General features: G+C 63.7%; 22 protein-coding genes and 1 pseudogene. 8 read left to right on the top strand and 15 right to left on the bottom strand.

Annotated features, from left to right (window positions below; genetic code table 11):
* Positions 1-7 precede the first annotated feature (7 nt).
* The 8 genes from H535_RS0104820 to H535_RS0104785 all read right to left on the bottom strand — a co-directional run bounded on the left by H535_RS0104820 (position 8) and on the right by H535_RS0104785 (position 10,285).
* Positions 8-1,030 carry an ABC transporter permease gene (locus H535_RS0104820; protein WP_026818653.1) on the bottom strand — a complete coding sequence of 341 codons (1,023 nt, stop codon included), beginning with the start codon at positions 1,028-1,030 and terminating at the stop codon, positions 8-10.
* Positions 1,027-2,568, bottom strand: coding sequence for a sugar ABC transporter ATP-binding protein (locus H535_RS23520; protein ID WP_035768397.1), 1,542 nt, complete (start codon positions 2,566-2,568; stop codon positions 1,027-1,029). The genes H535_RS0104820 and H535_RS23520 overlap by 4 nt, the downstream gene beginning before the upstream one ends.
* 14 nt (positions 2,569-2,582) lie before the next feature.
* Positions 2,583-4,217, bottom strand: a complete 1,635-nt coding sequence (locus tag H535_RS0104810; protein ID WP_026818652.1) for a fucose isomerase — start codon at positions 4,215-4,217, stop codon at positions 2,583-2,585.
* Positions 4,214-5,737, bottom strand: a complete 1,524-nt coding sequence (locus tag H535_RS0104805; RefSeq protein ID WP_026818651.1) for an FGGY-family carbohydrate kinase — start codon at positions 5,735-5,737, stop codon at positions 4,214-4,216. Before H535_RS0104805 ends, H535_RS0104810 begins: the two co-directional genes overlap by 4 nt.
* Positions 5,738-5,755: 18 nt before the next feature.
* Entirely contained in the window at positions 5,756-6,532 is a 777-nt protein-coding gene (locus H535_RS0104800) for a carbohydrate ABC transporter permease (RefSeq protein ID WP_245580159.1), read from the bottom strand.
* A 91-nt stretch (positions 6,533-6,623) separates the two neighbouring features.
* Positions 6,624-7,631 carry a carbohydrate ABC transporter permease gene (locus H535_RS23515; RefSeq protein ID WP_081416445.1) on the bottom strand — a complete coding sequence of 336 codons (1,008 nt, stop codon included), beginning with the start codon at positions 7,629-7,631 and terminating at the stop codon, positions 6,624-6,626.
* Entirely contained in the window at positions 7,628-8,983 is a 1,356-nt protein-coding gene (locus H535_RS0104790; RefSeq protein WP_026818649.1) for an ABC transporter substrate-binding protein, read from the bottom strand. Before H535_RS0104790 ends, H535_RS23515 begins: the two co-directional genes overlap by 4 nt.
* A 306-nt stretch (positions 8,984-9,289) precedes the next feature.
* Positions 9,290-10,285, bottom strand: a complete 996-nt coding sequence (locus H535_RS0104785) for a LacI family DNA-binding transcriptional regulator (RefSeq protein WP_026818648.1) — start codon at positions 10,283-10,285, stop codon at positions 9,290-9,292.
* 242 nt (positions 10,286-10,527) lie between these two features.
* Between H535_RS0104785 and H535_RS0104780 the strand changes: the two genes are divergently transcribed.
* A complete protein-coding gene (locus tag H535_RS0104780; protein ID WP_026818647.1) occupies positions 10,528-11,634 on the top strand; it encodes a glycoside hydrolase family 172 protein in 1,107 nt (368 codons plus the stop codon).
* A gap of 3 nt (positions 11,635-11,637) precedes the next feature.
* Here H535_RS0104780 and H535_RS0104775 read toward each other — a convergent pair whose 3' ends face one another.
* Entirely contained in the window at positions 11,638-12,093 is a 456-nt protein-coding gene (locus tag H535_RS0104775; RefSeq protein ID WP_026818646.1) for an anthrone oxygenase family protein, read from the bottom strand.
* Positions 12,094-12,175: 82 nt separating this feature from the next.
* Here H535_RS0104775 and H535_RS0104770 point away from each other — a divergent pair, with 82 nt between their 5' ends.
* The 3 genes from H535_RS0104770 to H535_RS0104760 all read left to right on the top strand — a co-directional run bounded on the left by H535_RS0104770 (position 12,176) and on the right by H535_RS0104760 (position 13,597).
* Positions 12,176-12,769 (top strand): TetR/AcrR family transcriptional regulator, encoded by a 594-nt coding sequence (locus tag H535_RS0104770; RefSeq protein WP_026818645.1) that lies wholly within the window; start codon positions 12,176-12,178, stop codon positions 12,767-12,769.
* A gap of 63 nt (positions 12,770-12,832) precedes the next feature.
* Positions 12,833-13,273: a glutaredoxin domain-containing protein gene (locus tag H535_RS0104765; protein ID WP_051298550.1), complete on the top strand. Its 441-nt coding sequence runs from the start codon at positions 12,833-12,835 to the stop codon at positions 13,271-13,273.
* Positions 13,274-13,300: 27 nt separating this feature from the next.
* Positions 13,301-13,597 (top strand): hypothetical protein, encoded by a 297-nt coding sequence (locus H535_RS0104760; protein ID WP_245580158.1) that lies wholly within the window; start codon positions 13,301-13,303, stop codon positions 13,595-13,597.
* Positions 13,598-13,976: 379 nt separating this feature from the next.
* Here the strand turns inward: H535_RS0104760 and H535_RS29550 are convergent, their stop codons facing one another.
* The 4 genes and pseudogenes from H535_RS29550 to H535_RS23510 all read right to left on the bottom strand — a co-directional run bounded on the left by H535_RS29550 (position 13,977) and on the right by H535_RS23510 (position 17,434).
* On the bottom strand, positions 13,977-14,366 hold the full coding sequence (locus H535_RS29550) for a hypothetical protein (RefSeq protein ID WP_026818641.1): 390 nt from the start codon (positions 14,364-14,366) through the stop codon (positions 13,977-13,979).
* A gap of 94 nt (positions 14,367-14,460) precedes the next feature.
* Positions 14,461-15,117, bottom strand: a complete 657-nt coding sequence (locus H535_RS0104745; RefSeq protein WP_026818640.1) for a pyridoxine/pyridoxamine 5'-phosphate oxidase — start codon at positions 15,115-15,117, stop codon at positions 14,461-14,463.
* A 148-nt stretch (positions 15,118-15,265) separates the two neighbouring features.
* A pseudogene (locus H535_RS30330) lies at positions 15,266-15,400 on the bottom strand (helix-turn-helix domain-containing protein); the annotation flags it as partial.
* 63 nt (positions 15,401-15,463) lie between these two features.
* Complete coding sequence (locus H535_RS23510; protein WP_425387258.1) at positions 15,464-17,434, bottom strand: BCCT family transporter; 1,971 nt, start codon at positions 17,432-17,434, stop codon at positions 15,464-15,466.
* Between the two features lie 373 nt (positions 17,435-17,807).
* Here H535_RS23510 and H535_RS0104735 point away from each other — a divergent pair, with 373 nt between their 5' ends.
* The 3 genes from H535_RS0104735 to H535_RS0104725 are packed head-to-tail and all read left to right on the top strand — an operon-like array spanning position 17,808 to position 21,045.
* Entirely contained in the window at positions 17,808-18,839 is a 1,032-nt protein-coding gene (locus H535_RS0104735) for an NAD(P)-dependent alcohol dehydrogenase (RefSeq protein WP_026818639.1), read from the top strand.
* 23 nt (positions 18,840-18,862) lie between these two features.
* The gene (locus H535_RS0104730) at positions 18,863-19,465 is read left to right on the top strand and encodes a hypothetical protein (protein WP_026818638.1); all 603 of its coding nucleotides are present in this window, start codon (positions 18,863-18,865) and stop codon (positions 19,463-19,465) included.
* Positions 19,462-21,045, top strand: a complete 1,584-nt coding sequence (locus H535_RS0104725; protein ID WP_026818637.1) for a GMC family oxidoreductase — start codon at positions 19,462-19,464, stop codon at positions 21,043-21,045. The genes H535_RS0104730 and H535_RS0104725 overlap by 4 nt, the downstream gene beginning before the upstream one ends.
* A gap of 67 nt (positions 21,046-21,112) precedes the next feature.
* Here H535_RS0104725 and H535_RS0104720 read toward each other — a convergent pair whose 3' ends face one another.
* Both H535_RS0104720 and H535_RS0104715 read right to left on the bottom strand, forming a co-directional pair.
* Complete coding sequence (locus H535_RS0104720) at positions 21,113-21,910, bottom strand: IclR family transcriptional regulator (protein ID WP_026818636.1); 798 nt, start codon at positions 21,908-21,910, stop codon at positions 21,113-21,115.
* 52 nt (positions 21,911-21,962) lie between these two features.
* The gene (locus H535_RS0104715) at positions 21,963-22,283 is read right to left on the bottom strand and encodes a putative quinol monooxygenase (RefSeq protein WP_026818635.1); all 321 of its coding nucleotides are present in this window, start codon (positions 22,281-22,283) and stop codon (positions 21,963-21,965) included.
* Positions 22,284-22,448: 165 nt separating this feature from the next.
* On the opposite strand from H535_RS0104715, the gene H535_RS0104710 reads away from it, so the two are divergent.
* On the top strand, positions 22,449-25,403 hold the full coding sequence (locus H535_RS0104710; RefSeq protein ID WP_026818634.1) for an FAD-binding and (Fe-S)-binding domain-containing protein: 2,955 nt from the start codon (positions 22,449-22,451) through the stop codon (positions 25,401-25,403).
* Positions 25,404-25,458 lie beyond the last annotated feature (55 nt).

Below are 25,458 nucleotides of genomic sequence, written 5' to 3'. Positions count from 1 at the left end.
TCGCGATTCAACTGGTTTCCTTCCGCCGCAGCATGTCGAGGTAGACGGCGAGCAGGATGACGGCCCCGACCGCCACGTTCTGCCATTCCTGGGGGATGGACATGATGCGCAGTCCGTTGGTCAATACGGACATGATCAGCGCACCGATGACCGTGCCGATGATCGACCCCTTGCCGCCCTGCAGGGACGTCCCGCCGATAATGACGGCGGCAATCGCCTCCAGTTCGTACCCCATTCCCAGGCCCGGTTGGGCCGAGCTCAGTCGGGACGCCATGACGACGCCGGCCAGGCCGGTGAAGGCTCCGGCGAAGGTGTAGATCAACACCTTCCACTTCTTCACGTTCACTCCGGACAGCGCTGTCGCATCTTCATTGGACCCGATGGAGAATGTGTAGCGGCCGATGATGGTCTTGCTCATCGTCACCCCGGCCAGCACGGCGGCAATGAAAATGATGAGCACGGCATTGGGAATGCTCAACCCTGGAATGACGGAGCCAAGGGCAAGATTGGTAAACCCCGGAGTGCTGCCGAAATAGATCGGCGAGGTCCCGGAAATCACCAGCGCCAGCCCCTCGGCGATCATCATCATCGCCAGCGTGGCGATGAACGGCGGGATCTTCAGCGCCGCGATCAATGTTCCGTTGACCAGTCCCATCACCGCACCGGTGAGGATCCCGCCAATGACACCGACTATCAGCGGCAGACCCAGATAGGTGAGGAAGACGCCGGTCATCACTGAGCAGAGCGTCATCCCGGTCCCGATCGACAAGTCAATACCGCCCGAGATAATCACGAAAGTGGTGCCCAGGGCCAGGATGCCGATCACCGATGTCGCCAGCAGAATGCCCGAAATGTTCGACAGCGTCATGAACTTGCCGCTGGCGATGCTGAAGAAGATCACCAGCGCAATCAGGCTGGCGAAGGCCAGGAACTGCTGCAGCGAGGAACGCAACCGGCCCGACAACGTTCGCCCGGCCGTATCGCCTGTGTGTGTTCGGGACTCCGACTTGGCGGCTTGAACTGTACTCACTGTGTTCCTCCTGCCGGTTCCGCGCCGGCAGGCACGACGTCGTCGGCCCCGAAGCGGGTGGCCATTTCCATGATGTTTTCCTGATCAGCCTCGTCATTGGACAGCGAGCCGGCGACACGGCCCTCGCACATCACGACGATGCGGTGCGAGAGCCGGAGCACCTCGGGCAGCTCGGAGGAGATCATAATGATCGATTTGCCCTGCGAGGCCAGCTCGTTGAGCAGCGTATAGATTTCCTCCTTGGCCCCGACGTCGATGCCGCGGGTCGGTTCGTCGAAGATCAGAATGTCGCAGTCCTTGAGCAGCCACTTGGCAATGACGACCTTTTGCTGGTTGCCGCCGGAGAGGTTCCTGGCCGGTTGGTTAACGCTGGGGGTCTTGATCCGCAAGGTGCCAACCAGTTCCTGGGCCTTGGCGGCCATAGCCTTGCCTTTCATGAACCCGCCGCCGCTGAATCTGCCCAGCGAGCTCAGCGCGATGTTTTCCTTCACGTTCCGGTCCAGCAGCAGGCCCAGATGCTTGCGGTCTTCGGACAAATACCCGATGCCCAAGGAGGCCGCGGCCGCGGGATTGGGAATCTTCTGTTGCCGCCCGTGGACTTCGATGCTCCCGGCGGTGATCCTGTCGGCACCAACAATGGCACGGGCGACTTCGGTGCGACCGGCACCCATCAGCCCGGCGAAACCGAGGATCTCGCCGGCGCGCAGTTCGAAGCTGACACCGCTGAGCATGTCCCGGGTGGACACACCGTCGGCGGCAAGCACCACGTCAGTACCGGCGGGAGCGGGATCGGGCCGCTGCTCGGTCGACAGCCGGCGTCCGACCATCATGGAGATGACGTCGCGGATCGGGGTGGATCCGGCGTCGACGGTGTCCACGTACCCGCCGTCGCGCAGCACGGTGACCCGGTCGGCGATCTCGTTGATCTCGTCCATCCGGTGCGAGATGTAGATGACGCCTGTCGATTCGCTCTTGAAGTTGCGGATGATTTCGTGGAGCGCGGCCACCTCGGCCTCGTTGAGCGCCGCCGTCGGCTCGTCCATGATCAGCACTTTTGAGTCGTGGGACAGCGCCTTGGCGATCTCCACCATCTGCTGCTTCGCCACGGTGAGGTCGCCGACCTTGCTCTTCGGATCCAGGTCGATCCGGATCCGCGCGAAGAGCTCCGCCGCCCGGGCATTGAGTCTGCGGTCGTTGAGCAGGAAGTTTCCACTGCGCGGTTCACGGCCGATGTAGATGTTCTGGGCCACCGTCAGGTCCGGCATCAGGTTGAATTCCTGGTGGATGATGCTGATTCCCAGTTCCTGGGCCTGTTTGGGGCTCTGCACCTGGATCGGCCGGCCGTCGAGTTCGAACGATCCGCTGTCCGGGGCGTGGATGCCGGACAGCAGCTTCATCAACGTCGATTTTCCCGCCCCGTTTTCACCCACCAGGGCCAGCACTTCATTGTGGCGTACGTCCAGCCCCACATCCGCCAGCGCCTTGACCCCGGGGAAGCTCTTACTGACGTTGTGGACATTGAGCAGCAGATTGTCCATCAGGGTCCCTCCCGCTACAGGTTGACCTCGCCGCACAGATGAACGGTGATGCCCAGCTCATCCATCATGGCGGCCTTGGCGGTTAATGCCTTATCGGCGATGTCGGCGTCCGGCGCGTAGACGACCTGGACGTGGTTGGCCTTATGTCGGGCCATCAATTGGTTCCGGTCCACCCCGTTCAGCACCGCGTGCATGATGGGCCACTGAGGGTCGGTGGCATCCAGCCTGCGCCGGGTCTCTTCCTCGGGCAGTTCGACGACGTGCCCGCGCCCGATGTCGGCGTGCAGCGCCCCGTTCATGATGAAGATCCTGGACCAGACGATTTCACCGGGTTTCGATACACCGGACAGGGTGGATCCGCCCCTGGGGAAGAACATCGGTGGCTGGCGCATCCCGTAGGACTTACCGTAACCGCCGTTGTGGGAGGCCGGCACCGATCCGGAAATCTCGAAGACCCAGACGAATTCGCCGTCGTATTCCTCGCCCCAGCGGATGTCGTGGAGGGTGTTGGCCGGATCCAGCCCCATCGCGTTGAACAGGCGGGTGGTGATCAGGGTGTCAACGGCGACGCCCTCGTCGACCTCATTGAAGTGCGGCAGCGAGGTTCCGGCATAGAGCTCGCGGGAACCGTCCCGGGAGAACACCGCCGGTCGTTCCACGTTGTTCAGCAGCCCCTCGGGCAGATCGGAGGCCGGTGCCATGTCCTTGAGCCCTTGCTGGTATTGGATACCGATGGCATCGGCGCCGAAATCATCGGCGATGCGCACCGCCGCGATGTACATCTTCATTTGTGAGTGGACCTGCGCCTCGGTCAGGTCGCTGGTCTCGTCGGTGCCGAAATGGAAGGTGAATCCTGCCTCTTCCAGCCATCGCCGCGCCGCCACCGCTTCTTCATCCCGAACCCGGCCCATCTCGGCCAGCAGCGCCGCCTGGGAGAGCCGTTCCTTGTAGATGCCCAGCCGGTTGAGCATTTCGTCGTCGAAGATGGCGTTGTACATTCCCATGCAACCCTCATCAAAGATGCCGATGATGGCCTTTTCGTCCTTGAGCTGCTCGGCCAGCGCGGCACCCAGCCGCCTCTCCTCCGAGCGGGGCAGCGCCGGCAGGTCCCGCACATGGGACACGTCGTGCTCAATGGTGCCGGTGGCCAGCCATTCATCGAGCTTCTCCAGTGCCCATACGTCGGTGAAGTCCTTGCTCCACAGGATGGAGTGCCCCACTGCGGCCTTGGTCAGTGATGCCGTCAGGTTCAGCAGACCCACCAGGCCGGGAAAGTCACCGGCAAAGTTGCCGACGATGAGGACAGGTCCCCGGTGCGAGCGCAGACCTGCCAGCAGGTGGTGGCTGTACTGCCAGATGGCGTTCACCACCACCAGCGGTGCGTCGGCCGGAATGTTCTTGAACACCTCCATACCGGCCCGCTGGCTGGTGGTGAACCCGTGCCCGGTCACCAGGTCAATGCCGTGGGCGCGTTCGACGCCGTAGCCGCGGTGTTCGACGGCGGCGCCAAAGTCTTTCTCCAGTTTTTCCTGGGTGGGCCAGCCCTCTTCATTGGCACTGGGCCGCAGATCACCGCTGGCCACGGTGTAGATAGTGTTTTCCAACCGGTGCGGGCGTTCGAGCCGTTCGGGGAAGACGTAGCGTTTCATGCATTACTCCTGGTGTCTGTCGCGTTGGATAATCTGTGCTGGCGGTCGGCCAGGGCGTGCTGCACCGCCTGGGTGCTTGGATAAAGCTGCCGGTAGAGGTCGTACAGTTCGTCGTAGTCCTGCCGCAGCCCGAGGTTGGGGGTGACGGTGTGCGACGGCGGGTTCCATGCGGCAATGTCGACGCCGGATCCCGTCGGTGCACCTGCCGAGCGGCCCGCCAGATAGGCGGCACCGTAGCTGGCGCCGATGGTTTTCGCCGGCACCAGTTGTTCCCGGCCGGTGACATCGGAGACGATCTGCGTCCACAGCTCGCCTTGGGTACCGCCGCCGACGGCCACGATCCGCTCGATGGACCCGCCGGCCGCTTCCATGGATTCGATATTGTGCCGCACTCCCAGGGCTGTCGCTTCCAAAGCCGCCCGGTAGATGTCGCCGCGGCCATGGGACAGCGTCAGCCCGGCCACAACCCCGCGGGCGTCCGGATCCGCGATGGGCGTGCGTTCGCCCGCGAAGTAGGGCAGCATCAGCAGCCCCCGCGCGCCGGGACCGGATTGGTCGGATTCGGAGAGCAATTGCGGATAGTCGGGGGACCCGAACAGCTCCTTCAGCCAGCCGGTGATCCCTCCTGAGGTGGCCATGCCGCCGGCCAGGCTGCGGGTTCCTTCGAGCGCCCCGATCGTGCCCCACAGATTGGGAGTGCTCACCCGCTGCTCAACGGTGTGCACCAGGAACATGGTCGTGCCGTACATCAGCATCAGATCGCCCGGGTTCTGCGCATCCACGCTGACCGCTTCGCTCCAGGCATCAATGGTCCCGGCGACCACCGGGATGCCTTCTGGCAAGCCGGTTTCTTTGGCCGCCTCCGCGGTCACGGTGCCGGCGATATCGGTTGGCCACACCAGCGGCGGTAAGTCCAGGTGCGGGGCGATGTCGCCTGCCCACGGTTCATACCAATCAAGGGCCTCGGTGTCATAGAGCGGTGTGGACTGGCTGGCCGAATGGTGGTCAAGCACGTAGCTGCCGGTGAGCCGGTGGACCAGCCAGGACGACGGCATGAACAGCCTGCGCGCCCTGGCCATCACATCCGGTTCGTGCGCATCCATCCAGGCCAGCTTCGGACCCACCGCCTGCGTGGACAGCGCAGAACCGCACCGGTTGATAATCGCTTCATCGCCGCCGAACCGCTCGGTCAGTTCAGCGATTTCGACGGTGGCCCGGGTATCCACCCCGTAGAGAATCGCCGGACGCAACGGCCGGCCGCCGTCGTCGGTCAACAACACGCACGGCCCCATCCCGCTGACCCCCACGGCGGTGACATTGTCGCCGTCGTGCACTAAAGCGCGGCTGATAGCGGCGAATTCGTCCCACCAGATGCCGCCGTCCATTTCCACCCAGCCCGGATGGGGACGGTCCACATGATGTTCACGGGTCTCGCTGGCCAGCACATTGCCCGCCACATCGACCAGCACACCCTTGCTGCTGCTGGTGCCGATGTCGACACCCAGCACGACGTCGGTCATGTCACTCCCTTTTTGCGCTTATTTGATGCCGCTGGTCTTGATGGAGGCGACGATCTGCTTCTGGAAGAAGAAGAACATCAGCAGCGTCGGGGCAGCTGCCACTGTCGCCGCCGCCAGCACGTAGTTCCAATTCGCCGCGTATTGCTGCTGGAAGGTGGCGATGCCGACTTGGACCACCCGCAAGTCCGGGTTGGCTGTAATGGTCAGCGGCCAGATGAACGAATTCCAGTTGGCGAGGAAGAAGAACACGGCCAGCGCCGACAAGATCGGCTTGGACAGCGGCAGCACCACATTCCAGAAAATCCTCCAGTAGCCGGCTCCATCGATCATGGCGGCTTCCTCCAATTCGTCAGGCAGTCCCAGGTAGAACTGGCGCAGCAGGAAGATGCCGAAGGCATTGAAGATCATCGGGATGATCAGGCCGGCGTAGCTGTCGAGCAGCCCCAGCGTGCGGACGACGACGAAGGTGGGGATCAGCACCACCGGCAGGCTCACCAGCAGGGTGGAGAAGATGACCATGAATATGGTCTCCCGGCCGCGGAATTTGAGCCGCGCCAGCGCGTAGGCCGCCATCGAATGAAACAGCAGTGCCGCGACGGTGACCACGGCCGATACGAAGAAGCTGTTGAACATGTAACGCAGGAACGGCACTTCGGTGAAGACGTATATGAAGTTGTCCAGCGTCGGCGAGGAAGGCAGCAGCGACATGTTCCAGATTTCGTCCTCGGGCTTGAACGCGCCGGAGACCATCCATAACAACGGAAAGATGGTGAGTAGGCCAAGGACAGTGCCCACCGTGAGCAGCACAATGTTCCGCCGGGTCCACTTCCTGTCGGCACGGGGACGCCGGCGCGCGCTGCCTGTGGTTGAATTTGTTGCACGTGTATCAAGAGCCATCGTTAACCCGGCCTCCGCGTGTCAGTTTGAAGAGCAACAGGGACCAGAGCATCAGCACCACGATCAGGGTTGATCCGATGGCCGCGGCGTATCCGTACTCTCCAAACAAGAACGCTTGCTCGTAGATGTAGAAGATCAGCAGTGATGTTGCTCCGGCCGGCCCTCCCCCGGTCATGATGTAGATGAGGTCGAAGCCGCCGGTGATCACCGCAATCGTTGCCGTGATCAGCACGAAGAAACTCGTCGGTCCCAGCAGCGGCAGGGTGATCCGCGTCAGCCGTTGCCACGCGGTTGTTCCATCGATCCGCGCCGCCTCGTAGTATTCGGCCGGAATGTCCTGCAGTCCGGCCAGGAAAATGATCATGTAGTAGCCCATTTGGAACCACACGCAGATGAAGATGATGGTGCCCAGCGTCAGCTGCGGATTGCCCAGCCACGAGACATCCTGCAACCCGAACGGCGCCAGCATGCGACTGATGACTCCCACCCGGTCGGAGAGCATGAACTGCCAGATCAAGCCGACGACGACCAAACTGATCACGTAGGGGGCGAACAGGGCGCTGCGGACCGCGCCGACCCCGGGGAATTTCTGCTGCACCAGCAGCGCCAGCGCCAGCGCGACCACGAAGATGGCCGGGACCAGCACGAACAGGTAGACCAGCGTCACCCGCACGCTTTGCCAGAACTGCGGGTCGTTGGCCATCCGGATGAAATTGTCGACGCCGATGAATGACAGGTTTCCGAAACCATCCATACTGAAGAATCCCAGGGCGATAGCCAGCACCATGGGGATGAAGACAAAGGTGAACAGCCCCAGCGAGTCCGGCAGCAGGAACAGCAGTGCAGCCCGCCGCTCGCGCTTTTCCCGGGAGCGGGCGTTGCTGGATTTTCCTCTGGGTGGTGCGGCACGCGTGCCGCCTCCCCTGGGGGACTGCGGTGGTCCGCGCCGGACGGTGGTCCCCTGTCCGGCCAGGTCTTGTTGGGTCCGCTCACTCATATCAGCGACCCTCCCTCGTACGTTGTCAGGAAGCTCTCGATGGCCTGGTGGGCGACGTCGGCCTGATCGGTTGCTTTACCGCCTGCCTGCTGCACGCCCTGAATGGCGTTGGAAACGCTCTTGTAGAGCATCGGTGGGTAGCGTGGTTCCGGCCTGCCGTCCGGCAGGATGTCCTCGTGGAAGGTACGCATCACCGGGTCGTCGAAGACGCCCATCTGCGCCATCCGCCGCTCAACCGATTTCCGCGGTGGCATGTCCGTTTTGGCCACCGAGCACCATTTGGTCAGGCGCTTGATGCTTTTTTCACTCATGCTGGCCAGGGTTTCGACGACGAAGCGTGCGGCCGCATCCGGGTTCCGGCCCTGTGAGTTGACGCAGAACGACCACCCGCCCAGACAGGTCCTGGGGCGCCCGCCCTCGGGGGTCGGCAGCGGAAAGACACCGTAATCGAAATCCGGGGCGCGTCCGTTGAACGCCGATACCTCATAAATGCCCGATTCCCACATGGCGGCGAAACCCTGCTGGAATGCTGCCGGGATGTCCCCTCCGGCGGGAACTGTCCTGGGCGCCACACCACGGGAAATGGCGTCGCCAAACAGGTTCAATGCCTGCACCGTCGCGTCGCTGCTGAATGCCGCCTGCTGGGATTGAGGATCGACGACGTTGCCGCCTCCCTGCCACAGCCACGGGTACCAAAGGAAGTTCTGGTAGTAGCCCGGCGTCGTTTCGAAGACCACGCCAGTTTGTTTCGGGGTGACCAGCTTTTCGGCCACGTTGAGCATCTCTTCCCAGGTCTTGGGGATGTCGCCTTCGGACAACCCCGCTTTTTCCCATGCCGGCCGGGAGTAGAACATGGCCAGTGGTTCCACTTCCATCGGGATCGCGTAGATTCCGCCGTCGGCAGCCCGGGTGCTCAAGGTGGCGTCCGGGAAATCGTCGACAGCCTCCTGGCTCATGTACGGGCGGAGGTCCTGAAGCGCCCCGCCGTTGTAGTACCGGAGGAAATCGCCAGGGCTGATCAGGAAGATATCGGGGCCGGCCCCGGAAGCGAATGACGTCGCCAGGCGGGTATTGGTCGGTTCAGTGTAGGCGGGGATGAACACCGGCCTGATCTGCTGGGCGTTCGCTTTGTTCCAGTCCCCGATGGCGTCCATGAACCAGTCATTCTGGGCTTTCAGATCCGGTTCCGACTGCGTCGTGGGCGCATAGAAGTTCCAGAATTCCAACGGATCGTTTCGGGACGCCGGGCTGCCGCACCCGCCCAGAGCGGACGCGGCGGCCAGCGCTCCGGCACCGGCCAGGCCGCCGCGCAACACTGATCTGCGGCTCGGCAAGGTTAGCCCGCCGTTCATACACTCTCACTCCTTGATCCGGGGCGAATGACGTTGTGAAGCGGTCCGTGGCGCCGCGAGGAGACTGCTCAACGGAACTCATGTGACCGAGACCACGGCCCAGTATTCACGAAATCGATTTCATAAACAAGAGTGTGGGAACGAAAAATCCGACGATCGACCCTTGGGCGGTCCTTTGGCCCCTGACGCAGGGGGCGACGGAGTGCGGTGGCTGCAAGGGCCCGCGTGGCTGCGTGGCTGCGCCTGCCACATTCGGCAAGCCGCGTGACTCCGCCTGGCACATTCGGCAGGCGGCGAGGGCGGCCCCTACGCGCCGGCGGGGTGCGGGTAAGCCGCCGGACGGGTCTCGTGGCGCAGCACGACCGTCCGCACCGGCTGGGGGTCCCCTTGGATCCGCTCAATCAGCAATTGCGCAGCGGTGACCCCCATATGGCGGGCGGGTAAGTGCACCACGGTGACGCTCTTCGGCGAGATGGTGGTGAATGGCAGGTCGCCGATCGTGGCGACTCCGAAGTGCGGTGGCCTCATCCCCGCCTCCGCCAACACCTGCAGCGCCCCGATGGACATCACATTGTTGGCTGCCACCACAGCATCTGGAGGAGACGGCGACTCCAGCAGGCTCGCCATTGCGGTCCGGCCGCCATCCACCCGGAAGGTGGAGAAGCGGGTGAAGGCGCCCGGGTCGGCAAACATCTGCCTCCGGTCCACGACGGATTTCCATCCCCGCGCCCGCTCAACGGCAGTCTCGACATCGTCCGGTCCGGTGATGCATGCGATGCGGCGGTAACCTCCCTGATACAGCGCAGTGACGGCATCTTTCCCCGCTGCGAAGTTATCCATCATCACAGCATCCACCGGCAGCCCGGTCGTCCGATCGACGGAGATGAGTGGCCTGCCGGGAAGCTCGAGCAGTTGCTCGTCCGCGTGGCGGGCCACGGGCGCCAGGACGACTCCGGCCATATGCTCGGAGGCCGCAATATCCAGGTACTGGGATTCCTTGCCCGGATCATCGTCGGTGTTGCACAGCACCAGGGAGTAACCGGCGGCCTGGGCCACATCCTCAACGCCCCTGGCCATGGACGTGAAGTAGGGATTTTCGATGTCCGGCAGGATCAGCGCGATCATCTCGGAGTTCTTGCGACGCAGGGTGCGGGCGGTGCGGTTCGGCACGAAATTCAGGTCGGCGGCCGCCTTGCGGACATGCCGCGTCTTCTCCGCCGAAACCGGTGACCCGTTGAAAACCCGCGACACCGTTGCAGGCGAAACGCCGGCACGTTCGGCCACTTCGTATATTGTCGTCACGCATCCCACCGCAAGAAGTCTCGTCCACCAATCGGGAAGCGGAGCGCCCGCTCAATCACCGATCGGCGCTTTCGGCGCCACCACTGCTTGAAGCCTAGCACTGCCGCCACCCCTCATTGACATCATCCTTGACCCGACCTAGATTAGTGAAATCGATTGCACACAATGACCCAAAATGCCGGCTTCCGCGCACCTCCTCGACATGCGCCGGGCCACTGAACCAACCACCCTTCGGAGAAGAAGTGACGCATCCAAGTCTGAGCAGCATCGCCGCACTCAGGTCGGTTACGACCCGTTCCATCAGCCCGGAAAACTTCGACGGTTCGGCCGGCGGTGGCGGCCGGGCCACCGCCGGCACTGGCAAGGACTGCGCCAGGGACCTTGGCACGGGGTGGAAGGTCTCGCCCAGTGTGAAGATCGGCCCGGGCGAAACATTTACGCTGGCCAGTATCGACGGTCCCGCGAAGATCTCGCATATCTGGATGACAACTCATCGTGATCACTGGCGTACGCTGCTGTTCCGCGCCTATTGGGACGGAGCGAACGAGCCCGCCATCGAGGTTCCGTACGGCGATTTTTTCTGCAGCGGCTGGGGCAGCTTCACCCAAGTAAACTCCGAGCCGATCGCTGCCAACCCCAATGGTGGGTTCAATTCCTATTGGCCGATGCCTTTCCGCGACGGGGCGGAATTGACGATCGAGAATACATCAGAGATGGAAGTCGTGCTCTACTACCAGATCTCCTACGAGGTGGGAGGCGATCACTCGTCCGATGCCTATCTGCACGCACAGTGGCGCCGGAGCAACCCGTTGCCTTACAAGGAGACCCACACCATTGTGGACGGGGTGGAAGGCAAGGGCCACTACGCCGGCACGTATATGGCCTGGGGCGTGAACAGCAATGGCTGGTGGGGCGAAGGCGAGATCAAGTTCTACATGGACAGCGACGTCGAGTACCCAACCATCTGCGGCACCGGCACCGAAGACTATTTCGGCGGCGCCTGGAACTTCGACGTCCCAGGTGAAGGGTACACGGAGTTCTCCACCCCTTACCTGGGAATGCCGCAGGTGCTCCGTGGCGACGGGTTGTATGTGAGCCAGCAGCGCTTCGGCATGTACCGGTGGCATCTTCCGGATCCCATCCATTTCGCCGAACGGCTCCGGGTCGACATCCAGGCTCTCGGATGGCGCAGCGGATGGCGATACCTGCCGCTGCAGGACGATATCGCCTCAACCGCCTTCTTCTACCTGGACCGGCCAACGACATCCCGTCCGGCGGCACCCACCGCCGACGACATGGAAGTCCATATTGGTTCCGGCCCATCGCCGGAACTTGGCCGCGGAGCCTGACCGCTACAGCTGCTGCGAAACACCGGACACCAACAGCCCGAGGGCAACCGCAATGATGGCCACGCGTCCGTAGTGCAGCCGGTCCCAGCGGCGCACCTGCTGCTTCCATTCCGCAGGCACACCGGCCGTGGCCCAATTGGCGACCCGCTTGTTGATGGGGACCAGCAGCACAATCGACATGGCCACGCTGATCGCCAGCAGCACGGCCGAGGCGCCTCCCAGCCATGCGCCGGGCTGCCCCCACGATAGTGCCGTCCATACCGCTGCGGCGGCCAGGGATCCGGCATACCAGAACGGCATCATCCGGCCGAGCGAACCGGCCGCCGTGCTGCGCGACTGCACGGCGGCTTCGTCAGCCAGCCTGTCGGCGGTTGGATTAACCACCAGGCCCACCGCCAGTTCGACGCCGACCATCGGCCCCACGAGCAGAAGGGCGACGACGCTCACCAACTGTTCCATGATTTTTCCTATCGTTGACATGTTTTCTAGCGCTGCTAGTCAGATTGTTCCACTCAACGGCTAGCGGCGCTAGGCTTTCTTTATGGCGACAACGACGGCGGCCGCACGGAAGACCCGGGACAAAGCAGCCCGGCGGGCGGACATCATCAACCACGCACGTGCCCTGGCCGAGGCAGACGGCTGGGAGGCCGTCACCACCCGGCGGCTGGCCGATGCCATCGAGTACAGCCAGCCTGTGCTCTACAGCCACTTCCCCGGCGGGATGGCGGAGATTATGAACTCAGTCGCACTCGAAGGGTTTTCCGAGCTTGCCTCGGTTGCCGGATCCGCAACCAACCGACATAACACCGACCGCACCAGGCTCCGCGCCGTCGTCGACGGTTACCTGGATTTCGCCGCCGCGCACCCGGCCGTCTATGCGGCCATGTTCACATTGCCTATCCGGTCCCGCTTCGCCGCCGAGGAGACCGACCAGGAACTACTTGCCGCTTTTGACCAGCTGGCCGCTATACTGCGGGACCGGGCGAATCCGCCGCGCGATATCGACACCAGCACGGAACTGCTGTGGAGCGCGCTGCATGGGCTCGCCACCTTGGACCGGGACGGGCGGCTCAGGGACACCGCCCGCCGGGCACGGGCTGAGCTGCTCGTCGAAATATTCCTGCAGGCACCCTGATCGACCCCGACGCCACTAGCGCCGGGCGGACTTCGGCCGGCCCCGCGACCATAGACTGAACCCATGAAGACACTTGGCCCCTGGTATCCCGCCATTGGACTGGCCGTGGCCGCTGTTGTCTGCATGGTCGTCTACGGCATGGATGGCAACTGGACGTCTGCGTTCATCGCCGCAATCGCCCTGCTGGCCGCCGCGTGGTTCGTCTCCCCGGCACTTGGCGGCAGCGGCCAACCCTGGGACATCTTGAAGGACGCTGGCCCTCAGCAGCGGCCGGTGGTGATTTTCTGGCGGCCCGGCTGCATCTATTGCCTCCGATTGCGGATGGTGTTGGACACGGCGGGCAACCGGGCCGAGTGGATCAATATCTGGCACGACGACGCCGGCAGGGCCTACGTGCGGGACAACAACAACGGCAATGAGACAGTGCCGACGGTGCTCTTGGCCGAAGAGGTGCTCACCAACCCCTCCCCGGGCCGTATCCGGAGGGCGCTGTCGAAGTTCTAGGCGGGGATTCTCCGGATGCGGGAATAATTGCGCGACTCGGCTGGTTTACATAACGAAAGCACTGACGAACTGGAGGAACCCATTTCCATAGCCGAGAATATTTCCGAAGAACCTTCCACCATCCGTTTCAAGAGGATCCGCAGCCTGCGCAATGTAAGCCGCGGAGACGAGATCGAAGCCCGCAGGGGCAACACCATTTACTATCAAGGGCAGGTTCAAGAAACCGCCCCGGGACTGGGGACGGTCTGGATCAAGCAGGCGGCCGATGGAGCCCGCCGCGCACTGAGCCAGGACGATTACACCTTCTGGAAGACCGCCCGGTAACGATGAATTCAACCCACAGTGGGTAGTGATCCGGGACGCGCCAGGATAATTCCCTCCTCGTCAGCCCAACAAAGACGTGCGGGAGGAAATCGAAATATCCGGCGCGGCCGGTGAACTCCATTGACTGCAGCAGTTGGTTCCATCCGGCTGAGAGAACCACGCAATCTGCTCGTAGAAGTGGTGTGAGCCCGGGTCCTCGAATATGGTTCGGGGAACACTGTTCAGTGCCGTCGGCGGCCACAGGCCGGTGGAGACGAAAGCTTCGTACAGCGGGTCGCCGGTTCGATCCAGGTTAAAGTCGCCCAACACCAGTAGATTATCGTTCCATCCTCCGGAGCGGTCAGCCCACTCACGCATCCACCACGCGAAGGATGTAATCTCAGGGAGCCGCTCGGCAGGATCGCTGCCCCACAGCACGTGCACGGTGGTCAACATCAATTCGGGGACACCCGAACCAACCCGACCCCAGCAGGTCCGCCAGCAGGCGCAGCGCCGTGACGTTACGGCGCACCTCCTGCACGGCAACGACGTCGAAATGCGAGACGATCTCGGCGATGCAGCACACCGCGTGCCAGTCGCGGTTGGGGGAATCTTCGGGTCCGGCGTGCCACTGTTGCGTTACATCGCTGAAGGCACGCACATTCCACGTTGCCACCAGCAGGTTCGCATCCGTCCGTGACGGGACCTGTTCGTCCAGGGCGGCGCGAACGGACTGCAATTCCCGGATCACATCCGGCGGGGCCTCGCCAGCGCACACCACGCCGTCCACACCGGCTTTCGATAGTTACGGGCGTCGATACCGTTTGGTGGAGCGCAGCCTATACCGCAATGCGTTACACCGGCGTTACTGGGCGCCGGCCCGGTCACGGCCAGAGCAGGTCTTTGTCCCACCGCCGCCCCGCACGGCTGTACCGCAGCCGTGTGTGGCGGCGGTTTGTGTCTGCCTGCCAGAACTCAACAGTTTCGGCGGCGACCGTGAATACCGTCCAGTCCGCTGACACGATCTCATCATCGGCGTCGAGACGCGCGAGTTGCTCCTGGACCCCGTCGTCACCGCTGCCCATCATCACCTCACTTTGCCGCCCGGCCAGCACCAGTGCCCGCGCCACCGGGTTACGGCGTCGGAAATCCTGCGCATTCTCCGCGGTTTGACCTTCGCTCACGCTGCCCCTGATCCGGATTTGCCGCCCCATTGCCGGCCAGAAGAACGTCAGCGCGGCCGACGGCGAGTCCTGCAGTTGGCGGCCTTTCGGGCTTGCGCTGCTGCTGGCAAAGGAGAAGCCCCGCTGCCCCACGTCCTTCAGGATGACGATACGGGCATCCGGCATTCCGTCGAGTCCGATCGTTGCCAGATTGACGGCATGCGGGGCCAGGACCCCGGCGTCGACGGCCTGGCTCAGCCAGGCCAGGAACAGCTCCAGCGGGTTGTCCGGCGTCGCCTCCGGGTCGAAGCCGGCCAGTGTCGGTGGAAACACCGGCATGTTGCGCAACAGGTCCCGGGCGGTTTCGGATTCGCTCATGCTCACACGCTACCGTTGACGGCAAAATGTCGGCGGCTACATACTCCGCTACCGGTGGAATGCCTGGCGATAGTCCCGGGGCGGGCAACCTGCATGCTCGCTGACGTCCCTGCGCAGGTTGGCAGCGGTACCGAACCCCACTATCCGATGCGACGCGCTCGATGGGAAGGCTGGTGCTTTCGAGCAGGCGACAGGCACGGTGGATTCTCTCGTGCTGAAGCCAACGCATAGGCGGTAGCTCGACGGCCTCTTCGAACCGGCGGGCGAATGTCCGCTCACTGATGTGGGTCAGAGCTGAACCGGGGCCGCGCCCGTCTCGGACGCGACCCCGTTCAGAGCCGACGGACTATTCGCGCTTGCGGCGACCGAAAGCTCCCCGCCCCCGGGGCTGATCCTGCTGGCCTTCGGAGTGCCGGCTGAAAGCTCCCGTCGTGCGGGTGAGGCGGTAGTCGATCCGGTCGTCGATGCGCGAATCGACCTGGTTGCCGAGCGTATCGTCGAAGTCCTCGGCCAGCTGCTCACTGAACCACTCGTAACGGGCACGCCGATCCGCCTCTTCCCGACGTGCCTGGTCCGCCTTCAGGCTCCGGAACGTGGCCCAGCACATCAACAGCAGGATCACGCTGAACGGAAGCGCAGTGGCCAGCGACCCGGCCTGCAGCGCGGTCAGTCCGCCGGAGAGCAGCAGACCGATCGCCAGCAGACCCTCGAGCAGCGCAAACAGGACACGCGACCATGTCGGCGGATTCGGGTGGCCGCCGGAGGCCAGCATATCCACGACCAGAGAGCCCGAGTCCGATGAGGTGATGAAAAAGATCGCCACCAGGATGATCGCGATCACCGACAGGATATTGCCCAGGGGCAGTCCGCCGAGCATATCGAAGAGGGCAGCTTCGGGAACGACACCCTCCTCCCCGACCAGACCGCCGGAGCCGAACAGCTGACGATACAGACCAGTTCCCCCCATCACGGCGAACCACAGGAACCCGACTGCGGTAGGCACCAGCAACACGCCGGCGATGAACTGACGAACCGTGCGGCCGCGGGAAATGCGCGCGATGAAGACGCCGACGAACGGCGCCCAGGCCATCCACCAGCCCCAGTAGAAGATGGTCCAACTCGATGCCCACTCGGCACCGGCTTCACCGGTATAAGCGCCCGAGTTGAAAGTCATACCGAGCACCTCGGCGAGGTAGACGCCGATGGACTGCGCGAAATTCTGGAACAGGAACAGTGTCGGCCCCAGCAGCAGCACCGAAATCAGCAGCAGGCCGGCCATCGACAGGTTGATGTTCGACAGCCATTTAATGCCCTTGCCCAGACCGGTGACAACGGACGCCGTTGCGAGGAAGGTGATGACCACGACGAGGACGACCAGCAGCGTATTGCTCGCCGATTCGACGACACCCATCGCCATCAGGCCGGACGAGATCTGTTGGACTCCCAAGCCCAGTGACGTGGCAATGCCGAACAGGGTGCCAAAGACGGCGAGCACGTCGATGACATCTCCGATCCAGCCCTTGACGCGCTCTCCAAAGATGGGCTCAAGTGCCCAGCGGATGGAGACCGGACGGCCGCGGCGATGGATCGCATACGCCAACGCCAAACCGATGATGGCGTAGGTCGCCCACGGGTGCAGGCCCCAGTGCACGAACGTCTGTGCCATGGCCAGCTGCGCGACTTCACTCTGCATGCCCGGGACCACCGAGGTTACGCCCTCCGCGTTGGTCTCGGTGCCGGGCCAACCGGGCTTCGGGCCGCTCGTGGCGAAGGTCAGCGGCTCGCCGACGCTGTAGAATACCAACCCGATGCCCATGCCTGCGGCGAAGAGCATGGCGAACCATGAGAACACCCCGAACTCGGGCTCCTCGTCATCCTTGCCCAGCCGGATCTTGCCGAACTTGGAGAACGCGATGGCCACTGCCACAACGATGAAGACGGCGATAACGATCTGGTAGAACCAGCCCAGGTTCTGCACGATCCAGTCCTGTGTTCCCGTAAGCGCCGTGTCGGCGGCCCCCGGGAAGGCGATGGCGAAGAGCGCGAACCCGAGGACGGCGATCAGGGACGGCCAGAACACGGCCGGAGCGATATTGCCTTTGCCCAGACGCACCCCCTGGTGCTTGAGCTTCGCCGTGATTTCCTCGTCCGTATCGGTGTCCTTAATCGGCGACGGTGCCGGATCTGCCGTCTCGGCTACGCTCTCCGTCCCAGGGTCAGTCGGAGCATCCGGAATGCCGGATGCTCCGGAGGATCCCCCGGACTCGGGCGGATCCTCATCTCCCGTCGCGATGTGCTCACTATCCGGTCTGGACAAGATTTCCTCCCATCGCCCGACGATCCGACACCAGCTTCCGCCCTGTCTCGACAGGGGCGGCAGTACTGGAAGAATCGGGCATCTCCATCGTTCTTTGCACCTGCTCCAGTGAAACAAGAATCCGCGCTGCTGTCACACAATTAAGTAGAATTCCCGGCGGACAGTGGCTGTAATTCCTGTTCAAAACAGGCAAAGTGCGCAGTTTCCGCGGCGCTTGGATACTAATGTCGCATCCGTCGACTCCACCCCCGTAGCGCTGCGAGCCCTCCGTCATCCAGCCTCCAACTCTCATTCTCACGAGGCGAGAACCACCCTTGGCATTCCTTGTGATCGGCGACACACTCATCAGGAGAGTGCTTCGCAAAGGAGGATCATGAAAGCCGTCAGGGTGCACAACTATCATGAGGATCCGCGGATCGATGATGTCGCGGAGCCGGGCATCGAGGGTCCGTGGGACGTGATCGTGCAGATTGGCGCCGCCGGTCTCTGCCGCACTGACCTGCACGTCATCGAAGGCCAGTGGGACCCCATCCAAAATCCATCTCTGCCCTACATCATCGGCCATGAGAACGCCGGATGGGTCAAAGAGGTTGGCAGCGCCGTCAGCAATGTGGCTCCCGGCGACACGGTGATCATGCATCCGCTGGTCACCTGCGGTCTGTGCCTGCCGTGCCGCTCCGGGCAGGACTCGCATTGTGAAAACTCCACTTTCCCCGGCCTTAATGTCGACGGCGGCATGGCCGAATTGATGAAGACGAACGCACGGTCGGTGGTCAAGCTGGACCCCAGCCTGGAACCGGTGGACATCGCGGCCCTCGCCGACGCCGGGCTGACGGCTTACCACGCCGTCCGCAAAGCTGTACCGCTGCTTGCTCCGGGAACCCACGCCGTCGTCATCGGCAGCGGGGGCCTGGGGCACATCGGCGTCCAATCCCTGAAGGCGCTCACCGCAGCGGAAATCACGGTGGTGGACAAGTCACCGGAGGCACTTGAACTGGCTTCTTCGCTTGGCGCCGACCATACGGTCAATTCCGCAGACGGTGCCGGCAAGCTCCTCGAGATAACCGACGGCGGCGCCCATGTGGTCTTCGACTTCGTGGGCGAAGACGGGACCGAGTCCAGTGGCATCACGGCCCTGCGCAACCAGGGCAGCTATTTCAGCATTGGCTACGGTGGCGCCGTCAATGTCGACACCATCGAAATCATTTCGCGGGAAATCAACGTCATCGGCAACCTCGTGGGCACCTACCTCGACCTGGTGGAGCTGATGACCCTGACCGCACAGCAGGAAGTCACGCTGCACACCCAGACCTACGATCTCGCCGACGCCATCCAGGCGATGCAGGACCTGGACAACGGTCGGTTGGTCGGCCGGGGCATCCTCGTGCCGAACCTCAATAAATAGACAGAAAGCAAAGGTGAACAAGCATGGCGTTCCCGGCCAAATTTGCCGCGCTGAATGCGTTGGAGCTGACCGATGAAGCGAGGCGGACGCTCACCCGGATGATCAGGGTGGCGTTTCCGCATCCGCAGATCCCCGACGGGCCCTACGAGCGGATGGCGCAGAAGATCGTCACCGAGGCCGATGAGTCGACCTGGTTCCGTGTGGCGCTCACCCAAGGCCTCATCACCATCGATTCGATGACTGACGAACATTTCCTTGAACTGTCCGATGACCGCGCGCTGGCAGTGCTCAAGCGCATCACCGACCTGGAATTCTTCGGCTTTATCCGCAGGACGACGGTGCTGAGCTTCTACGACGATCCCGAAGTCTGGGATGTGCTGGGCTACGAGGGAGAGTCCTTCTCCAAGGGCGGGTACATCAACCGGGGCTTCAACGACTTGAGGTGGCTGCCCGAACCTCGCATTGAAGAGAGCGACGACCCCCTGCCGGAAACGGGGCCGCTGCCCTACAAGATCGCCCGGACGGCGCCCACCCGCGTCAAGGAATCAAGCGAAGAAACCGATGAGGAACCGGTAGACGACCTGTTCAAAGGCCAGGACAAAGTTAGAGGAGCTCAGAGGCTATGACCGAGGAACAATCAGCCACTTTTGACTACGACGACGATTCGGTCGCTGTCATCATTGGTTCCGGAGCAGGCGGCGGCACCTTGGCCCACGAACTCACCTCAAAGGGCATCAAGGTCGTGGTCCTCGAGGCGGGCCACCACCTCACCAGTGATGACTATGTGAACAATGAATGGGAAGCTTTCAACCAGATGGCCTGGCTGGATCCGCGGACCACCTCCGGCAGCTGGCGCCTCGCCCGCGACTTCCCGAACCTGCCGGCATGGATCGTCAAGGCCGTTGGCGGCACCACCACCCACTGGTCGGGAGCGACGCCACGGTTCAAGGCGCACGAATTCAAGGCGCGCAGCACCTACGGGCGCATCGAAGGGGCGAACCTGGCGGACTGGCCCATCAGCCTGGAGGACCTCGCCCCCTACTATGACAAGGCAGAAAAGAAGATCGGCAGCACGCACCGGCACGGCCGTCCGCCGCTGCCCGCCAACAACAACTACAAGGTCCTCGCCGCCGGCGCAGAGAAACTCGGCTACCGGCACTACGCCACCGGGCCCTACGGCACCAACGCCGAACCGTACGACGAGCGGCCTGCGTCGATCCAGGATGGGTTCAATTTCCAGGGCGACAAGAACAAGTCCAAGTGGTCCACACTCGTCTCGGAGATCCCCAAGGCATTGCGGACCGGCAAGCTGGACCTGCGTCCGAACAGCCAGGCGGTCCAGATCACCCACACCCCAGAGGGACTCGTCGACAGCGTGCTCTATGTCGATGCTGACGGCGAATTGCAGCGCCAGCGGGCCCGCGTGGTGGCGGTGGCGGGCAACTCCATTGAAACGCCGCGGCTGATGATGCTGTCAGGGTCGCCGCTGTTCCCGGACGGGCTGGCCAATTCGTCGGGACAGCTGGGCCGGAACTACATGCGCCACACCACCGGTTCCGTCTTTGCCAAGTTCGACCAGCCGGTGAATATGTACCGGGGCGAGACGATGGCCGGCGTCGTGTCGGATGAATCGCGCCACGATCGGGACCGCGGCTTCGCAGGCGGCTACTACCTGCAGACGATCGCCCTGGGGCCCGCCTTCCTGGCAAGCTTCGTCGATCCGGGAGCGTGGGGTCCTGAATTCGCCGCGCTGCTGGACGATTATGCCAACACCGCAGGGCTGTGGATTGTGGGCGAGGATATGCCGCAGGAGTCCAACCGGGTCACGCTGAACACCAGCGCCCAGGATCATTTGGGGATCCCGGTGCCTAACGTCCACTTCGGCGACCATCCCAATGATGCCGCGATGCGGGACCATGCCTATCAGCAGGGTTCGCTGCTCTACGAAGCGGTCGGTGCGGCGTCTTCCCATCACACCCCGCCGTACCCTTCGACGCACAATCTGGGAACTGCCCGGATGAGTGAACGGCCCGAAGATGGTGTGGTCAACGCCTTCGGACAGACACACGATGTGAAGAATCTGTTTGTCTCCGACGGTTCGCAGTTCACCACCGGCGGAGCGGCGAATCCGACGCTGACCATCGTGGCCTTGGCAATACGCCAGGCGGAGTACATTGCCGGCCAGATGGCGGCATCGGAGCTGTAGGGCGGGGACCCCCGCAGGATCACGCCCGCAGGACCACGCCGGTACATGGAAGTCCGGAGTCAGGTTGTCACTGGCGGCGGTTGGGCAGGACCGACGTCGCGCGCAGGGTCCTGCTGACCTTGTCTGCGGTGTCGCGCAGCAGCACCGCCAACCTCGCCGAACGCTCATTGAATTCGGCGGCGTCGATGGAAACGGCGACGGAGCCGACAATCCTGCCGGCGGCATTGGTGACCGGCGCACCCAGGCACGAGGAACCGGAAATGAATTCTTCGCGCTCAACGGCGATGCCGCTGTTGAGCACGCGTTCCAGTTCGCTGTCCAGCCCCGCCTCGGTGTTGATGGTTTGATCAGTCATCGCCGGCATCCCGTGCCTGCCCAGGTACCTGCGCCGCTCGTCGTCGTCCATTCCCGCCAGCAGGATCTTTCCGAAGGCAGTTGCGTGGGCGGCGTCATTAAATCCAAAGCCCATGGGGGTAATCCGGGGCCGCTTCGGCGAATCCACCACATGGGCGACGATGATGTCGTCACCGCGGTGAACGGCGTAATAAGCAGCGGCATCGCCTCGTGAAAAAAGCTCCAGGATGAGCCGGGCCACCGCGGCCGGCGTTCCCACTTGCCGACGCAACGAAGTATCAAGCGCGTGGAGTTTGTAACCCAGCGCGTAGCGGCTCTGATCCTTCAGATGCACCACATGCTCCGACGCGACGAGGGTCTTCAGCAGCCGATAGACGGAGGGAAGCGGCATCTCCAAGGCGGCCGCGATTTCCTTGGCCGGCAGGCCGCGCTCATCGGACGCGACCACGTCGAGCAAGGCGAAGGCGTTCTGCACCGAGGCCATACCCGTGAGGGCATCGTTACGTCCCATGCCTCAATCTTGGACGTTGGGTTCGCCAAACCAAAAACCAATGTCGGGGCCCTTATTCGACGGTGAGCTCACCCATCCGGCCCCAGCCATCGGCGTCGATCTGTTCGCTGATGATCTGCGGCGTTTCGACAAGTGCCTGCGGCATGTCCTTCATCGCCTGGGCGAAGTGCCCGCTGTTGACGTGGTCCGCTGCGGCGTCTTCTTCAAAGGCTTCCACCAGGACGAACTGATTGGGGTCTTCCACGTTGCGGGACCAGTCGAACCACAGGTTCCCCGGTTCCTGGCGGGTGGCTTCGGTGAATGAACGGGTCAGGTCAATCCAGCGGTCGGACCAGTCCGGCTTAACGTTGAACTTAACGACGATGAAAATCATGAAGCTTCTGCCTTTCAACAACAGTGGAACGATCTATCGCAGTCTGTCCCAGGATTGCTTCTCCCCTCAAGAGCGGTTATCGCCTCGTGAGAACCCCGTTTGAGAGTGGCCTGCATAGTGCTATTTACTGGTCATTACCGATTCGAACAGGGGCTTTTACGGACAATGACGACGAACATGCTCGGTGCGTTGCGCTCCGCGGTGGCGGATCCGGACCGCATCAAGACCCGCGCCATTGATCTGCACGCCAACGCCCACGACGCCTCGCACTTCCTGCTGATTCCGGCGGCGGTCGCGATTCCAACCGACGCCGCAGAGGTCGGACGGCTGCTGCGTGCCAGCGCCGCCGAGCAGGTGCCGCTGATGCTGCGTTCGGGCGGGACGAGCCTGAGCGGGCAGGCTGTCACCGACGGGGTGCTGGTCGATGTCCGGAAGCGCTTCAAGAGAATGGAAGTGCTCGACGACGGGTCCCGGGTACGGGTCCAGCCCGGCGTCACGGTGCGGATGCTCAATGCCCGTTTGGCCCGGTACGGGCGGAAATTCGGCCCGGATCCGGCCAGTGAGACGGCCTGCACTGTGGGCGGCGTGGTGGCAAACAATTCCTCCGGCATGCATTGCGGCACCCTCGACAATGCCTATCGGACGATCGAATCGATGACCGTGGTGCTGCCCTCGGGCACGGTGCTCGACACCGGCGCACCGGATGCGGACGAACGGCTGCGCACCCTGGAACCGGAGCTGTACGAGGGTCTGGTCGAGCTGTCGCGACGGCTACGCTCCAACCCGGAGTCGGCCGAAACGGTGCGGCGGCAGTTCACCCGTAAGAACACCATGGGCTATGGACTCAACGCGCTGCTCGACTTCGACGCCCCGGTGGACATGCTCGCCCATCTGATGGTGGGCAGCGAAGGCACCCTCGGATTCGTTGCCGAAGCGGTGTTCCGGACGGTGGAGAAGCTGGCCCACACCGCCACCGCGCTGCTGGTGTTCGACAACCTCGACGCCGCCGCCAAAGCCCTGCCTGCCCTGGTGGAAACGGGAGCCGCCACCCTGGAACTGATGGATGCCACCTCGCTGAAGGTGGGCCAGGCACTTCCCGGCGCCCCCGACGTCGTCACCGGACTGGAGGTGCAGGACCATGCCGCGCTGCTGGTCGAATACTCCGCCCCCGACGAAGCGAACCTGGCGACGCTGCAGCAGGACGGCCTGGCGGCCACCGCTTCGCTGCCGCTGAGCGCACCGGCGGAGTTCAGCACCGATCCGGCCATCCGCGCGGCGCTGTGGAAGCTGCGCAAGGGCCTGTACGCCGCGGTCTCCGGCGCCCGGCCGCAGGGCACGACGGCGCTGCTCGAAGACATCGTCGTCCCGGTTCCCGCGCTGGCGGCCACCTGCAAGGAACTGAGGCGGTTGTTCGATACCTACGGGTACCGGGACAGCGTGATCTTCGGGCACGCCAAGGACGGCAACGTTCACTTCATGCTCACCGACCGGTTCGCCAGCGCCGAGGAACAGGACCGCTACAGTGCCTTCACCGAGGACATGGTGGACCTGGTGCTGTCCGAAGGCGGATCCTTGAAGGCCGAACACGGCACCGGACGGGTGATGGCGCCCTACGTGCGCCGACAGTACGGCGACGAACTGTACGACATCATGCGCAGCCTGAAGCGGCTGTTCGATCCCGACGGCATGCTCAATCCCGGCGTGATCCTCGACGACGACCCGCAAGCGCACCTGCGCCACATCAAGACTGCGCCCGCCGTCGCCGAAGAAGTGGACCGCTGCGTCTCCTGCGGCTACTGCGAACCCGTCTGCCCCAGCAAGGACCTCACCCTCACCCCGCGGCAGCGGATCGTCACCCTGCGGGCCATCGAACAGGCACGGCTCGACGGCGATACAGCCCTGGTGGCCGAACTGCAGCGCGACTACGACTACGAATCGGTCCAGACCTGCGCCGCGGACGGAATGTGCCAGACAGCCTGCCCGGTCGATATCAACACCGGCGATCTGGTGAAGCGGCTGCGCAGCGAAGCGAACGGCCGGGTCGAAAACGGGTTCTGGAATGCCGCCGCGAAGAACTGGAGCGCCGTTACGCGTGGTGCGGCGGTGGCGCTCGACGCTATCGCGAAGCTGCCCGCCGGTGCCGTTGTTGCGCCGAATCGGCTGGCGCGGGCAATGCTGGGAGCGGACAATGTGCCGCTCTACTCATCGGAGTTGCCGTCGGGAGGGACCGGACGGAAGCGGGCTTCGGCTGCGGGTTCGAATATCGCCGCGGTGGGTTCCGCGACCGGCACGGCGCCGGCGTTCACAACCGCCGTTTCGGAGACACCGATTGAGGCGGTCTATTTTCCGGCCTGCGTGGGCACCATGTTCGGGCCGGCCGGAAGCGGGCGCGGCGCGGACGGGTTCCGGAGGTCCGACGCCGGCGCGTCCGGTTCCGGCGACGCGGCGGCAAGCACCGGCGTGCAATACAGCTTCGAGCAGCTCTGCGAGCGCGCCGGCGTCACCCTGCACGTTCCCGGCGGAATCGACGGTTTGTGCTGCGGCACGCCCTGGTCATCGAAGGGACTTGCCGAGGGCCAGGCCACCATGCGCAGCAGGACCCTTGCCGCACTGCGGAACGCCACCCGGGACGGGGCATTGCCGATCATCTGCGACGCGACCTCCTGCACCGAAGGACTGCTCGCCGTCGTCGAAAGCGACCAACCCGCACCCGGGCAGCGGCCACTGACCGTCGTCGACGCCGTGCAGTTCGCGGCCGAGCAGATCCTGCCCAGACTGCCGGAGACAGAGAAGCTGGAATCACTTGCCCTGCACCCCACCTGCTCGTCCACCAAGCTCGACCTCAACCCGGCGCTCGACGCCGTCGCAGGTGCCGTCGCCGAACGAGTGGACGTGCCGGAGAACTGGGGCTGCTGCGCCTTCGCCGGCGATCGGGGCATGCTCCACCCCGAACTGACTGCCTCGGCCACCGACGCCCAGGCCGCCGACGTCGTCGCCTTGGATGCCGCAGCGCATGCCTCCAGCAACCGCACCTGCGAACTCGGCATGACGCGGGCCACCGGCAAGGACTACCACCACGTGCTGGAACTTCTTGAGGAACGAACCCGCTCCCGCGCCTGATTGGCTGCGCAATGCCTCCCCGGGCACCGCTGAAGGTCGCCCGCCCAGGCCCGTC

Origin of the sequence: Arthrobacter castelli DSM 16402 (genome assembly GCF_000430705.1) — a bacterium.
In the GTDB taxonomy this organism is placed as follows: Bacteria; Actinomycetota; Actinomycetes; order Actinomycetales; family Micrococcaceae; genus Arthrobacter_C; species Arthrobacter_C castelli.
Note: the sequence above shows the minus strand (reverse complement) of the source record. Positions and strands in the feature narration are given on the sequence as shown.